Below are 14,634 nucleotides of genomic sequence, written 5' to 3' on the forward strand. Positions count from 1 at the left end.
GACCGAGGCTGAAACCCTCATTCTACCGTTAGCATTTGACCTCACTGAGAAGGCTGAAACCCGCATTCTGCCGTTAGTGATTGAAAACTGTCCGGACTATTGATTATAACTGATACCATCTTTTAAGTTGATGGGTGTACAGCGCCCTCTCAACTTAATTTACTGTTAACTGCCAAAAATCGAGCTGTCTAATCTGCGTTTTTTTGCTGGCTGTAAAGTTCCTTAAACTTGCGCTGCTGCTCGTTGTGATCTACGATCGGAGAGGGATAATGAAGAAGTCGGCGTTCTAAAGGCGAAATATTTCCTGTTAGCAAAACTTTAGTATCAACGCGACGCAATTCTGGAACCCAGTGCCGAATATATTCCCCTTCCGGATCGAATTTTTGAGCTTGATTGGCGGGATTGAATATTCGCAAAGGTTTCGGGTCCATGCCGCTAGATGCGCTCCACTGCCAGCCGCCGTTGTTAGCAGAAAGGTCGCCATCTATCAATTTTTGCATGAAGTATTTTTCGCCCCACTGCCAGTTAATAATTAAATCTTTGGTGAGGAAACTGGCGACTATCATGCGGCAGCGATTGTGCATCCAACCTGTCTGATTTAACTGCCGCATTGCTGCATCGATAATAGGATAGCCAGTTTTGCCTTTACACCAAGCTTGAAAGAGCTTTTCATCGTTCTCCCAAGGAAAGTCTTTGAATGCTTGACGGTAGGGGCCGTCTGCTAATTCTGGGAAATTATACATGGCGTGTTGGTAAAATTCCCGCCACGCTATTTCCTGTTGCCAAGTACGGATGCTTGTAGACGCTTCTTCGCTGCGGCAAGTGTCCATTACTATCTGGGTAGCTTGCCAAACAGTGCGGATGCCAATTGCACCAAATTTGAGGGCGGCGCTGAGTTGGGATGTGCCGTTAATGGCGGGGAAATTGCGCTGTTCTTGATATTGGTAAATTGCCCGATCGCAAAATTCTTCTAATTTTTGTTGCGCTGCATCTTCTCCTGGTTCTATTACTAATGGGTTTTCCCAAATAAATCCCAAACTAGAGGCAGTTGGCACTGTTTCCATTGCACCTGCTTGGTTGGCGATTGCTTGTTCTTCGGCGGTTAATCCGGTCATTAATTCCAGATAAGTTATCGGCAGTGTCTCTACTGGTTGGGCTTTGGGTTTACTGTTCCATTTTTTCCAAAATGGTGTATAAACTGTGTAGGGAGTCTTTGTACCGCTGCGAATTTCATCTGGGGCGTGCAGGAGTTGATCCCAGAAATTTTGAACTTGAATTCCTGCTTGTTGGAGGGCGTTTGATACAGACTGATCGCGCTGTTTTGCGTAGGGTTCTACATCCCAGTTCCAAAATACTGCTTGAGCATTTATAGCTGTTGCTAATCTCGGTATTCCTAGGATCGGGTCATCTTGAATTATCAGCAATTGGCTGCCTGCATCCCTGTAACGCGAGGAGAGTTTTTGCAAGCAGCCTATCATGTATGTGACTCGGGCTGGCGCTACGTCATCGCGATTTAGGATATTGCGATCGAGACAAAAAATTCCGACTACTTTCGGGCTTTGCTGGCGCGCTGCTGCCAGTCCGATGTTGTCAGAAATACGCAAGTCGCGGCGGTGCCAAAATAAAATTAGATTGGATATATCGGACATTCGATTTTAGATTTTAGATTTTAGATTTTAGATTTTACAGCCCTGGACACACGCGGGGTCAAAAACCCGGTTTCTAAGTTAATATTTATCGGTTTGACGCACGATTTTTATAAGAAACCGGGTTTTTTTGTCAGTCCTATTTACATCAAAAAGGGACGTGCCAAGAAAAAGCTAGAAATAGATTTTGAATCAATTGGTTCCCCAGCTAAGATAGCTTTTTCTAATTCTTCCGGGGTGAATAAAACTGTCTCCATGTCTTCGTCATCGTCTTGTGCTGGCGGCTTTTCCAGTTTTTCCAAATCTTGGGCTAAGAAAGCATAAATGATTTCGTCGGAATAACCGGGGGCGAGAAAAAATTGCCCTAATTTATGCCATTTTCCGGCGCGATATCCGGTTTCTTCTTCGATTTCGCGTTTGATAGTTTCGGCGGGATTTTCATTGATTTCTACTGTACCTGCGGGAAATTCTAAAATTCGCCCTTTTGTGGCAAAGCGATATTGGCGTACCAATACGAGTTTACCTTCGGGTGTGACGGGAACTGCAAGTGCTCCGCCTGGGTGGCGAATACATTCCCACTCGCCTTCGGAACCGTTGGGAAGGCGGAGGGTGGCTACGTCAAAGTTGAATTTGCGCCCTTGGTAAAATAGGCGTTGTTTGAGGAGTTGGGGTAGTTCTTGACCGATCGACATAAGCGACAAGCGAATAATGTTAGCGTGCACCGATTTAAGACATCATAGGCGATCTCATAGGATTTTAGATTTTAGATTTTAGATTTTAGATTGGGAATGACTGATGACTATCACACTTGGCAGCTTACCTAGGGTTGCATTTTTTTTGAAACTGGTACGATCCGTGAATTTTGCTCAATATTTACAGTTACAATTTTTGCACTCCGGAACAATCTGCGGTTTGCAGGAGTTGGGCGATCGCACTTTTCGTCACCGGATGCACCCAATCCGGGGCAATTTCTGCTAAAGGTACTAATACAAAAGCTCTTTCGGTCATCCGGGGATGAGGTAGAGTCAGTGTCGGAGTTTCTAGGATTAAATTGTCGTACAGCAGCAAATCTAGGTCGAGGGTTCTTGGCCCCCATTTTTCTCGGCGAATTCGATTAAATTTTATTTCAATTTCTAATAAAGCTGCTAGCAATTGTTCGGGTTCTAGTGCCACTTCGAGGATGGCGCAGGCGTTGATGTAATCGGGTTGGGGCGGCCCGACGGGGGCGGTTTGATACCAGCTTGAATGGGATTTTACTGCTATTCCTGGGGTGTTGTTGAGGGTGGCGATCGCGCTTTTGAGTGTGGCGAGGGAGTCACCTAAGTTGCTACCGAGGGCGATCGCACATTTTGTTGATTTCATAAAAGAAGAAGGTTCGGCAACGGATTGTGTAACGGATGTAACGGATGTAACGGATGTCAGTCCGATGGAAAAGGGAAGAAGGAAGAGGGAAGGCACGACACGGATTTTGACACGAATACACGGATTAATTATCGAGGGTTCCTTCTGATGTTGAAGGAAGAAGGAAGAAGAGTAACGCGGGGGCGGGTTGATCGATATCCTTTACTACCGACAAACATTTCGAGTAAAATCCGCCCCTAAAAGCCTAATTTTTGGTGGGTAAATTAAGCCTATAGGACACTTTTTTAGGGAAATGTGGTGACACAAAATATTATTTTAATCAAATATTAACTTCGTGTTAAATTTTATTAACTATCATTGACAAGTGTTAGTATTTAGTCTCAAACATAATGAATTTGTACCTACGCTTATTGTCGGCTGTCATTCTAGCAATTATCAGTTTAACAGCAAGTATATCAATAGGTTTGGCTGAAACAAAAGAGCGCTACCTTACCCTAGATGCGGACGGCAGTCAATCTTTTGCGAGTTTAGTGCAGCAGGCGGAAGATTTAGCGAAAGAGTCGATCGCCCGCGAGTTTCAAGAAAATCCGGCATTAACAGAAGTTACAATCATCATTACAGCCGATCGCAGCCGACAAAGAGTTCCAGTTTTGCGATCGAGAGTATCCCGCCACGACTGGCAACAAGATGCGAGAATTGAACAGTGGACTAGATATTTTGCCGATGCTCAATTGCTGCTGGGATTCCGAAACGGCAATATTTCGTCCCCAAATTCTGGGTATTCGCAAGTGATGAATGCACCTGCGCCTAGTCGATCGACATCCCCAGAAAATGACCCGGGTTTTCGAGATGATTGAAATCGGGCATCGGGCATCGGGCATCGGGCATCGGGCATCGGGCATCGGGCATCGGGCATCGGGAATTGGGCAAACAGGGCAAACAGGGCATTGGGAATTGGTAACAAATAACAAATAACCAATAACAAATAACCAATAACCAATAACCAATTATTAACCCAAATATAATTCCACTTTAATTAACCTTCAGGTTAACTTCCCTTAATTGAACAGTGATAGAGTTTCATACGGAATCATCAGATTAGGGAAGTTGGGCTGAACAGGAATTTATGTCTAAAATAACTCGCCGACAACTGTTAATTTTCTTCGGCAGCAGTGCAGCTACCACTGTGCTTGCCCCTCAACTAACTAAAACACTATTCGGCATCAATTCCACCTCGGCCGAAGCTGTAGTTCCGCTATCTTTCACTCCGTTAAGACTTCCCCACCCGCTGCCGATTTATCAAGAATTGTCCAGCTTTATGCCGACGGGCTTAAACGGACAGGGAACCGTGATGGCGGCCTCACAGGATACTAAATTAACGAGTTACAGCATTGTTGACGATGTGGTTGTGCCGCCGGAATACGAACGCTATGTGATTGTCCGCTGGGGCGATCGAGTTTTCCCCAATCCGGCAGACTATTTCGGCTACAACTGCGACTATACAGCCTTCCTACCCCTTCGCGGCAGCAGTGACGACGGTTATCTCTGGGTTAACCACGAGTATGTAGGTTTCCCTATGTCGAAAGTGACGCCGGAAGCGCCGTCTGATCTGGCACCATTTCCAACAACCGATCGCGCTGTCCTCGGTATAGACTTATCCGTAAAAAATCGCGATACCCTCGGCGAATTTCTGTACAATCTCGGTGGTTCGATCGTCCGCATCACCAAACAGTCTAACGGTAGATTTGGGGCGATCGCCGGCGACTCTCTCAACCGACGCATTCACGGACTTTCAGGGCTAGGAATCAACAGCCAGCGTACCGACAAATACAAAGATGTCACCTCCTGGGGAACCAGACAAGGGGATAACGAGTACCTCACGGGCACGGGCCCCGCAGCCACCCAAGTCTTCGCGCAAGTCAACACCGACGGACTCGGCAACCGCATCATCGGTACAGCCTACAACTGTTCCGGCGCCACAACCCCGTGGGGAACAATCCTCTCCGCTGAAGAAAACTTCCAAGGTAGCGAACTATTCTTCGTCGGAGTTCAGGAAAACATCAAACCCAACGGCGGCCAAACCGGCTACGCCAAGGGTACTACGGGCGAGGAATTCGGCTTAGTCGGCGAAAAATACGGCTGGATGGTAGAAGTCGATCCCCAAGATCCAAGTTTCCGCCCCCGGAAGCACACATGGTTGGGCCGTTTCCGCCACGAAAACGTCGCGATTCGCGCTGAAGCAGGCCGCAAGTTAATAGGGTACATGGGGGACGATCGGCGCGGCGGACACACCTGGAAATTTGTCAGCAACGGTACTGTCACCAATCCCGCAGATAAAAACAACAGCCGATTGTTTGAAGACGGCATTTTGTACGTTGCCCAATATAACCGCAACGGTACTGGAAGATGGCTGCAGCTAACAATCAATGCCCAAACTAATCCGTTGAGTCCAAAAAAAATGGGAGAAGCGGAATTAGCAAGTTTTGGCAAAGCTCAAAGAGATGCCGCTACTCGCTTCCCCAAACGCGCCGGAATTGCTGGTCAAACCGAAGACGGCGGTTCTTTTGTAGTAGATACAACCAATGAAGCAACAGCACTTCCGGGCTACCAAAATAAAACTCTGGCTGATTTCTACAGCAGCCAAGGCGCGGTTTTAGTTGATGCTTTCTTAGCTGCTAATTTGATTGGTGGCACTCCGACGGCGCGGCCGGAAGATTTGGAAGTTAATCCTACTACTAAAGAAGTTTTCATTGCTTATACTGACGCCGCACCCGGAAGCGACGGCTATCCAGATTCTCGCATTTTTACTGTTGCTAAATACGATAGCGCAGTCAACAGCACTCAGCAGTCGGGAGGACTTTACAAAATAATTGAAGACAGTCCCGACGGTGCAGGTTTGACGTTCCGCTGGCAACGTTTGGCTCAAGGCGGAGAAGCGGGTTCGGTAGGTGGGTCGGGATTTGCTAGTGCCGACAATTTGGATTTTGACGCTCAAGGCAATATTTGGGCCGTCACTGATATGTCTACGAGCACGCACAACGGTTTTGATGTGGGTGCGAGTGGAAAGCCAACGACAATCGACCACAAAAAGACGGGAAATGTGTCAGATTTGACTGGTGTTTTCGGCAACAATTGGCTGTTTTACATTCCGACTTCCGGCCCGAATGCAGGAACAGTAATTCCGTTTGCTTACGGCCCGAATCGCTGTGAAATGACGGGGCCGACTTTTGTCGGGCGAGATACGTTGTTGCTTGCGGTGCAGCATCCTGGGGAAGATTGTCCGATCGATGATGGTACTGTACTGAGTCGGCAAATTGAAATGTTGGATTTGAACGGTGCTGTTTTTAATCAAACTCGTAGTGTTTCTCGCGGCAGTTTGTGGCCGAGTAATATTGAGAATGACAGGCGTCGTTCGCCGATGCCGTCGGTGATTGGAATTCGTCGGGTGCGATCGACTCCAACGGGTCAGTTTGTTTAAATCTCACATCTTGCACCATTGTCCAGAACAGGCAAGATGCCTGTTCCACAAAGAGTGAATTTTCTTGTGGAACAGGCATCTTGCCTGTTCATAAAAAGCTTATTGAGAATGGTGCAACATCTCAGTTTAAATAGGACTTACGCATCGGGGCCCAGAAACCGGGTTTTTACGAATCTGGAGTAAGATTAAATGAACCGCGAGGCACGCGGACGCGAAGAAAGAGAAAGAAGAAGATACTGTTCTTTCTTCGCAATCTTCGCGTCTTCGCGGTTCGTTCAAATACTAAAAAAAATCGCTAGGATAATTAATATCAAATCCCTTGACAGGGAAATTTTTAAGAAAATTTTACTTGGCGATATAAATCGGCGATCGAAATTTCTAGATTCACCGATTCAAGCTGCAAGGAATCGCCTAAACCATACTCGGAGAGAACCCATTCCCCCTGTTGATTGCGCCGAAACATTTCTACTCCTGGCTGTTCAACTTGCACCAAGACATACTCTTGCATTGTTGAAAATTGGCGGTATTTAGCAAATTTAATGCCGCGATCTGCTGCTTCTGTGGAAGGCGATAAAACTTTGATAATTAAGGAAGGAAATTGCACTAATTGCGGATCGTTATCATGCTCATCACAAGTTACCACAACATCAGGATAAAAATATTTTTGCCCTCGTTCCACTTGGACTTTGACATCCGTGATGTAAGGTTCGCAAGGGCGATATACAAGGGCATCATCTAGGATTCTGAAGAAATTTCCTGAAATTCGATTGTGATTGCGGGTGCCGCCACTCATGGCGACTACTTCGCCATCCCAATACTCGTAGCGTTCCTCTTGGGTGGGTTCCCAAGCCAGGTATTCTTCTGCACTCATCGATAGGCGATCGGGTAAGGCAACCATAATGCGATCGGGAATGAAGTATGTTTATATAATAGCTTGAAGAAAAAGCGATTAAAAGGGCGGGTTTTTGAGATTGTCAATTATTGGCAGATATTTTTCGTGAGGGGAGCCCCTAACGTATTAGGGGTAATCTACCGGACATGATATCAGAGGTTTTGATTCCTCTGATTTAGATATTCCTCAAGCCTGCTGAGTCTGACGGGTTGTCAGCCCGTCAGGGAATAAATTCCTCTTGTAAGTCACTGTAATTGATTAAGTACGATCGTACCAACTTTGCAGCGCCAAGCGATGAACTTCCCGCCAGCTAATATTTTTTAGTCTGGCAATTTCCGCGCAATCCTCATATTCCGGCTGCACATTAGTAATCGTTTCTCCAGACTTAGCAACTTTTATTTGCACTTCGCCGTATTCTGTTTGAACAGTCTCGATTTCTCGGTGTAAAATAGTTCTCTGTTGAGTCGATCGCCTAATTCCCAGAGTAGTAGTTTCGCGAAAGATCACAGCTTCGCAAGCATCCTCAAATTCTGGATGACAAATCGCAGTTAACAAAACCCCCAGCCGCGACTTTTTCATCACAATTGGGGCAGTGAAAACATCCAGAGCTCCGGCGGCAAACAAAGCATCAAAAACATAGCCGATCGCCTGCGGACTCAAATCATCAATTTGCGTTTCCAGTACCGTAATAGTTTCTATGGAATTGGGCATTGGGAATTGGGAATTGGGCATCGGGAATGGGGAATTAGTAGCCGTCTTTCTCCCACTCTCCCACTCTCCCACTCTCCCCCTCTCCCCTTCTGACTTCTCCCCAATCCAGAGGCGCAAAATATTAGGAATTGCCAGGTTTCGAGAACCTGCACCCAAACCGATCGCCTGAATTTGCATCGACGGTGGCGGCCCGAAACTAGCGGCGAGAGTACAGGCGATCGCAGTTCCCGTAGGAGTACACAATTCGCGATCGATCCCATTGCTATAAACCGGCACTCGGTGCGTTTCCCACAACCGCATCACCGCCGGCGTCGGCACCGCTAATCGGCCGTGGGCCGCCTTCACCGTACCTGCGCCAGTCGGCATCGCCGAAAAGTAAAACTCCTGAATATCCAACCAATCCAAACCCAAACAAGTACCGACAATATCAATAATTGCATCCGTCGCCCCCACCTCGTGAAAGTGAACCTCGCTTGCGGGGATACCATGTACGGCACCTTCTGCATCTGCTAATTTGCCAAATACGGCCAAACTCCAAGCTTCCACGCGCGGAGGCAATTTTGCAGAGACGATGATTTGCTCAATTTCGGGCAAATTGCGGTGATGACTGTGGCTAATTTCGGCATCAGCTTCGCCGTGACTGTGAGAATGTTCTTCCCCGTGATGATGGTGGTGGCGGGCGTCAAAAGTCGGGGATTCGGTTTCTGAGGGATCGAGTTCGGTAGCGGAATTTTGGGGTTTTAACCACAAATCCGCAGCTAAATCGACATAAAATTTAGTTGCTTGTTGAGTATTCCGGTGGACTAATTCCGTCCGCAACTGGTACTCTGTCGAAATGCCGAGCAAATTGAGTTTTTCGATTAGGTAGTCTAAAGGAACGCCAGCGTGGACGAGAGCTCCGATGCACATATCGCCAGCAATGCCGGTTGGACAGTCAAAATAAGCTATTTTATTCATTGTTAACAATTAATTTTTAGCATTGATTGTTTCACTCGATATTTCGATCGCCCACTTAGCCTGCAATATCTTAACATGGCAACTATTTACGAAGTGCATCCAGTTGCACCCCAAAGAGACCGGATCGAGAAGATTACAAAAGCTCTAAAAGATGGGGCCGTGATGCTTTATCCGACAGATACAGTTTATGCGATCGGCTGCGATCTCAACTCCAAGTCTGCGGTAGAAAGAGTCAGGCAGATCAAGCAACTATCCAATGATAAGCCTTTAACGTTCTTGTGTTCCTCTCTGTCCAATATCACCGACTATGCTACAGTCAGCGATGAAGCATACAGAATTATCAAGCGGTTAATACCGGGGCCTTATACATTTCTGCTGCCAGCGACAAAGTTAGTGCCACGGTTGGTAATGAGCCCGAAGCGCAAAACCACTGGAATTCGCGTTCCCGACCAGCGGCTTTGTTTTACAATGTTGGAAGCCTTGGGCAATCCAATTATTTCAACATCCGCTCACATTACCACGGATGATGAAGGTGCTGCACCGGTGCCAGCAGAAAAAGCAGAAAGTTTTGGCAAAGCTGAACTTTTTGACTGTTTTTCAAAGTTAGTAGATATCATTGTCGATGACGGTTCCGATCCGGGATATCAAGTTTCTACCATTCTCGATTTGACACAAAGCGAACCGATTGTTGTTCGCCGTGGTTTGGGTGCGGAAGCTGTCGCCGTTTGGGAAGATTAAAATTTGAGGATGCTTTCGCTTCTCCAACAGTCCGCCGGGGGTTCAAAACCCCCGTCGAGAGAGCGAAAGTCCTCTCAAAGAGGACTGTTAAATATAGCGGTTATGGTATTGAATTTAATTAAGCTCAGTCCTATATTTTAAAAAATTGACAATTATCAGAGTAGCAATCGCTATCAGTAGATATTAGATATTATTTCTATTTTAACTCATCGCAACTTATGTTATTACTCCCTAATTTCCACATTCGTCTTAAGACGACTTCAGCTATGAGCCAGGGAATTAATTCCCTGGCAGCCTGTCGGAATCGCCAGCTAACAAACCTGCGGCAAAAACCTAAGCCTCTACCTTAACTCCTTTCCAAAAAGCAATATATCCGGCAATATTTTTAGCAGCATCTTTTGGAGTTGGATAGTACCACGCAGCATCTTTATTAACTTGTCCGCCGACTTCGACACTGTAGTAACTAGCAACACCTTTCCAACCGCAAGTAGTGTGAGTGCTGCTGTCTTTGAAATACTCACGGTTGATGGCATCGGCGGGGAAATAATAGTTGTTGTCTACAATTTCGCACTTGTCGCTCTCGGCCAAAACGGCACCATTCCAAATTGCTTTCGGCATCAGTTTTTCTGGTTAAATTGAGATTCTCAATTATTGTAACTGTATTTGTGCTCAAAAGGCATAGAATAGTTGAGAAGCCAACAACCAACTACTGCAAATGCCAGCGTCTCATCCGCCAATATCTTCTGTGCCACTGTCCCTGGAACAAGCTCTTAAACATTTTTTTGGCTATGACTCTTTCCGTCCGGGACAGCAGGAAATTGTCGAAGCTGCTTTACAAAAACGGGATATGATGATTGTCATGCCGACGGGCGGTGGCAAGTCTTTGTGTTTTCAATTACCGGCACTGTTGAAACCGGGATTGACGGTGGTTGTTTCGCCGTTAATTGCTCTGATGCAAGACCAGGTGGAGGCTTTGCAGGATAATGGAATTGGGGCGACTTTTCTCAACAGCACTTTGAGCAGTCAGGAAACCCGATCGCGCGAAACAGCAATTCTCGAAGGTAAGATTAAATTGCTTTATGTTGCACCCGAACGCTTGCTGGGTGAGAGATTTTTACCATTTTTAGATATAGTAGCAAATAAGTTAGGAATTTCGGCATTTGCGATCGACGAAGCCCACTGCGTTTCGGAATGGGGACACGACTTTCGACCAGAATACAGGCAAATGCAACGAGTGCGCGATCGATATCCCGACATTCCCATTATGGGACTAACCGCCACCGCCACCGAGCGCGTCCGCCAAGACATCATCCAGCAGCTAACTCTGCGAAATCCCTACATCCACGTCGCCAGCTTCAACCGCCCCAATTTATACTACGAAGTCCGCCCCAAAACCAAGCACAGTTTTGCCGAAGTTTTGGAAATCATCCAAAAAAAAGGCGGTTCCGGAATTATCTATTGCCTCAGTCGCAAAAAAGTTGACGAACTTGCCTCTAAATTGCAACAAAGTGGCATCCCAGCCTTACCCTACCACGCGGGCATGAACGATGTCGATCGCGCAACCAATCAAACCCGCTTCATTCGCGACGACGTGCAAGTAATGGTAGCCACAATTGCCTTTGGTATGGGCATTAACAAACCAGACGTGCGGTTTGTAATTCACTACGACTTACCCAAGAACCTCGAAGGATACTATCAAGAATCAGGCCGCGCAGGCCGAGACAACGAACCCGCCCATTGCAGCTTATTTTTTGGCTACGGCGATGTCAAAATGATCGACTACATCATCGAGCAAAAACCTGACCCACAAGAACAACGAATTGCTCGCCAACAGTTGCGTCGAGTAATAAACTATGCAGAATCCACAGATTGCCGTCGTACAATCCAGTTAAGTTATTTTGGCGATTCATTCCCCGGAAACTGCGGTACTTGCGATAACTGTTGCAACCAAAAACCCGTAGAAGATTGGACACTTGAGGCAATGAAGTTTCTTTCTTGCGTCGCGAGGTGCAGAGGAAAGTTGGGCATGAATTACATTGAAAAATTTGGCATGAATCACATTATAGACGTGCTGCGAGGCTCTAAAAATCAAAAGGTTTTGCAGTACCAACACGACAAACTTTCTACTTACGGAATTGGCAAAGATAGAAGTGCAGACGAGTGGAAAATGTTAGCGCGATCGCTTTTACATCAAGGATTATTGAACGAAACCAGCGACGGCTTTCCAATTTTGAAACTTAACGAGAGGAGTTGGGAAGTAATGAAGCGCCAGCGAACAGTTGAAATAGCCGTCGAACCGAAACGGGAAGTGCAGGCAAAAACTCGCTCTTTGGCAGTAGAAATTGAAAGCTTATTTGCAATATTGCGGGCACTACGCAAGCAAATTGCCGACGAACAATTTGTGCCACCTTACGTAGTTTTTGCCGATAAAAGCTTGCGAGATATGGCAGAAAAACGCCCGCAAAATCTCACAGAATTCGAGGAAGTTTACGGCGTGGGTAGCAACAAGCGAGATAAGTACGGCAAGGTTTTCTTGGAGGCAATTCGCACTTTTTGCCAAGAACAAGGATTGCCAAGTGGTGCTGCATCTTCTGATGTCGCTAATCTTCCCAATCTTTCCAACGTTGCGTCTTATTCGCAGATGCAAACTTGGGAATTATACCGACAAGGTTTGACAGTTCAAGGAATAGCTAATGCGCGGGGTATGAGTCCTAATACTATTTCTGGTCATCTGATAGAGTTGATGGAAATGGGCAGGGAAGTTGATATAAATTTATTGGTAGAATCGGAACGCCAGCAGGCGATAGTGTACGCTATTGAAGTTATGGGGGATGAAAAACTGAGAGCAATTTATGATTTTTTGGAAGAACGTTATACCTTTGAGGAGATTAAGTTTGTGCGCGCTTGGTGGCGGCAAAATTATGTCGGTTTTTAACCGCAGATGTAGGCAGATAAACGCTGATGATTGATAGGAGGGAGAAATGAAAATTAAAAAAGTAGCTTTTTGGGATAATTTACGAGAGTGGCGTTTTGAACCGATATATTTTTCCAACTTGGCTTTATTAGTTGGTGTCTCCGGTGTGGGCAAAACACAAATTTTGAAAGGCATTTTGAGTTTACAACAGATAGCTAATGGTGCTTCATTAAATGGTTTAGCATGGGACGTTACATTCTCGACAGTAAACAATGTAGAATATCGCTGGCAAGGCGAATTTGAAACAAAAGAAAATCTGCCCTTCATTCTTAATGATGACGGCGAAACTAATGAATTTAGAATTGTTAGTGAAAAATTATTCAGAGAGGGAAATGCAGTTGTACAAAGAACACCTAATGAAATTATATTTAAAGGCAAGATAACGCCAAAATTGTCTCCATTCCAAAGCGTAGTTGAAATTTTAAATCAAGAAGAAGATATTTCACCTGTTCACCAGGCTTTTAATAAAATAACTAGCAATAATTCGAGTTCAATAGATTATTACGATATAAACTATACAATGATATCAAGGATACAAAAAAGTGATATTTTATTAGATGATATTAAGGAAAGCGATATGCCAACCCAGATAAAATTAGCTTTTATTTATCGCCTTTTTTCAGATATTTTTCCTAAAATAAAAGACATATTTATACAAGCTTTTCCTCAAGTGGAAGACATAAAAATAGAACCAGTACAAGATGAGGAATCCTCATTTATTAGTTTTCCAATTCAAATAAAAGAAAAAGGTGTTAATAATTGGATTTTTCAAGACAATATCTCGTCAGGGATGCTGAAAACCTTAATTCACATTAGCCAACTGTATTTGTCGCCCGAAGGCACTCTAATCCTGATTGATGAATTTGAAAATAGCTTGGGGATTAACTGTATCGATGTTGTGACAGATTTGATTGTGGAAAATAGAAATATTCAATTCATTCTCACCAGCCACCATCCTTACATAATCAATAATATTGGAATGGAACACTGGAAAATAGTCACTCGCAAAGGTGGGGTTGTAACTGTGATAGATGCTAAAGATTTGAACTTGGGAAAATCGAGGCATCAAGCTTTTATGCAACTGATTAATCTTGAAGAATACACCGAAGGAATTAAAGTTTAATGAATCTGTATTTTTTGGTCGAAGGAACACAATCGGAGAAAAAAGTTTATCCGGCTTGGCTGTCTTACCTTATACCGGAATTGCAGCGAGTTGAGAGTTGCGATGATGTGAATGAAAAAAATTATTACCTGATTAGTGGCGAAGGATATCCTTCATTATACAATTTCATACCGCCTGCGATCGCCGAAATCAACTCAAACGGAAAATACAGCTATTTTGTAGTGTGTCTGGATGCCGAGGAAAATACTGTTTCTGAACTTGAAACTGAAATTGATGAGTTTTTAAGTCAGCAAAAATTGAAATTAAACAATGCAGAACTTGTGCTGATATTTCAGAATCGATGCTTGGAAAGTTGGCTTCTAGGCAATCGAAAGATTTATTCTAAAAATCCTCAAGATAAACCTTTATTAGATTATACTAGATATTATGATGTTTCCGTTAACTGTCCCGAAAATATGGGCAGATATCAAGAGTTTAATACTCACGCTCAGTTTCATGGAGCTTATTTGAGAGCGTTATTTGAAGCTAAAAATATTACGTATTCTAAGAAACGACCGGGAGATGTACTCAAGCCATTTTATTTGGAACAGCTATTGGCAAGAATTCAAGTTCACCCAGAACAACTTACTACTTTTCGTCAGTTTATCGATTTTTGTAATATAGTTAAATCCAAATTACCAAGTTAAACGCAACAATTATAGGACTTAGGTAGAACCTCTAGATGAGGGTTCCATGCACACCACACCGAGAGCG

Annotated in this window: 13 protein-coding genes; 7 read left to right on the plus strand and 6 right to left on the minus strand. The window is 44.8% G+C overall.

The window, feature by feature from the left end:
- Window positions 1-188: 188 nt before the first annotated feature.
- The 3 genes from QUA83_RS04265 to folK form a co-directional block, all read right to left on the minus strand.
- Complete coding sequence (locus tag QUA83_RS04265) at window positions 189-1,640, minus strand: FAD-binding domain-containing protein (protein WP_333291794.1); 1,452 nt, start codon at window positions 1,638-1,640, stop codon at window positions 189-191.
- 149 nt (window positions 1,641-1,789) lie between these two features.
- Window positions 1,790-2,338, minus strand: a complete 549-nt coding sequence (locus tag QUA83_RS04270) for an NUDIX hydrolase (RefSeq protein ID WP_333291796.1) — start codon at window positions 2,336-2,338, stop codon at window positions 1,790-1,792.
- Between the two features lie 187 nt (window positions 2,339-2,525).
- Complete coding sequence (gene folK, locus QUA83_RS04275; RefSeq protein WP_333291754.1) at window positions 2,526-3,008, minus strand: 2-amino-4-hydroxy-6-hydroxymethyldihydropteridine diphosphokinase; 483 nt, start codon at window positions 3,006-3,008, stop codon at window positions 2,526-2,528.
- Between the two features lie 389 nt (window positions 3,009-3,397).
- Here folK and QUA83_RS04280 point away from each other — a divergent pair, with 389 nt between their 5' ends.
- From QUA83_RS04280 to QUA83_RS04290, 3 genes are all read left to right on the plus strand, one after another.
- Window positions 3,398-3,865, plus strand: coding sequence for a hypothetical protein (locus tag QUA83_RS04280; RefSeq protein WP_333291755.1), 468 nt, complete (start codon window positions 3,398-3,400; stop codon window positions 3,863-3,865).
- A complete protein-coding gene (locus QUA83_RS04285) occupies window positions 3,858-3,983 on the plus strand; it encodes a hypothetical protein (protein ID WP_333291757.1) in 126 nt (41 codons plus the stop codon). The genes QUA83_RS04280 and QUA83_RS04285 overlap by 8 nt, the downstream gene beginning before the upstream one ends.
- A 151-nt stretch (window positions 3,984-4,134) precedes the next feature.
- Window positions 4,135-6,486 carry a PhoX family phosphatase gene (locus QUA83_RS04290; protein WP_333291758.1) on the plus strand — a complete coding sequence of 784 codons (2,352 nt, stop codon included), beginning with the start codon at window positions 4,135-4,137 and terminating at the stop codon, window positions 6,484-6,486.
- 334 nt (window positions 6,487-6,820) lie between these two features.
- Here QUA83_RS04290 and QUA83_RS04295 read toward each other — a convergent pair whose 3' ends face one another.
- Both QUA83_RS04295 and larC read right to left on the minus strand, forming a co-directional pair.
- A complete protein-coding gene (locus tag QUA83_RS04295) occupies window positions 6,821-7,384 on the minus strand; it encodes a Uma2 family endonuclease (protein ID WP_333291760.1) in 564 nt (187 codons plus the stop codon).
- Between the two features lie 252 nt (window positions 7,385-7,636).
- Complete coding sequence (gene larC / locus QUA83_RS04300; RefSeq protein WP_333291762.1) at window positions 7,637-9,046, minus strand: nickel pincer cofactor biosynthesis protein LarC; 1,410 nt, start codon at window positions 9,044-9,046, stop codon at window positions 7,637-7,639.
- Between the two features lie 75 nt (window positions 9,047-9,121).
- Here larC and QUA83_RS04305 point away from each other — a divergent pair, with 75 nt between their 5' ends.
- The gene (locus tag QUA83_RS04305) at window positions 9,122-9,784 is read left to right on the plus strand and encodes an L-threonylcarbamoyladenylate synthase (RefSeq protein ID WP_333291763.1); all 663 of its coding nucleotides are present in this window, start codon (window positions 9,122-9,124) and stop codon (window positions 9,782-9,784) included.
- 333 nt (window positions 9,785-10,117) lie between these two features.
- Here the strand turns inward: QUA83_RS04305 and QUA83_RS04310 are convergent, their stop codons facing one another.
- Window positions 10,118-10,402 carry a DUF427 domain-containing protein gene (locus tag QUA83_RS04310; RefSeq protein ID WP_190738299.1) on the minus strand — a complete coding sequence of 95 codons (285 nt, stop codon included), beginning with the start codon at window positions 10,400-10,402 and terminating at the stop codon, window positions 10,118-10,120.
- A gap of 97 nt (window positions 10,403-10,499) precedes the next feature.
- Between QUA83_RS04310 and recQ the strand changes: the two genes are divergently transcribed.
- The 3 genes from recQ to QUA83_RS04325 are packed head-to-tail and all read left to right on the plus strand — an operon-like array spanning window position 10,500 to window position 14,567.
- Window positions 10,500-12,719 (plus strand): DNA helicase RecQ, encoded by a 2,220-nt coding sequence (gene recQ, locus QUA83_RS04315; protein WP_333291765.1) that lies wholly within the window; start codon window positions 10,500-10,502, stop codon window positions 12,717-12,719.
- 46 nt (window positions 12,720-12,765) lie between these two features.
- Window positions 12,766-13,881, plus strand: a complete 1,116-nt coding sequence (locus tag QUA83_RS04320; RefSeq protein WP_333291767.1) for an AAA family ATPase — start codon at window positions 12,766-12,768, stop codon at window positions 13,879-13,881.
- Window positions 13,881-14,567 carry a hypothetical protein gene (locus QUA83_RS04325; RefSeq protein WP_333291768.1) on the plus strand — a complete coding sequence of 229 codons (687 nt, stop codon included), beginning with the start codon at window positions 13,881-13,883 and terminating at the stop codon, window positions 14,565-14,567. Before QUA83_RS04320 ends, QUA83_RS04325 begins: the two co-directional genes overlap by 1 nt.
- The last annotated feature ends 67 nt before the right edge of the window (window positions 14,568-14,634 follow it).

Source organism: Microcoleus sp. K1-B1 (assembly GCF_036704705.1).
In the GTDB taxonomy this organism is placed as follows: domain Bacteria; phylum Cyanobacteriota; class Cyanobacteriia; order Cyanobacteriales; family Microcoleaceae; genus Microcoleus.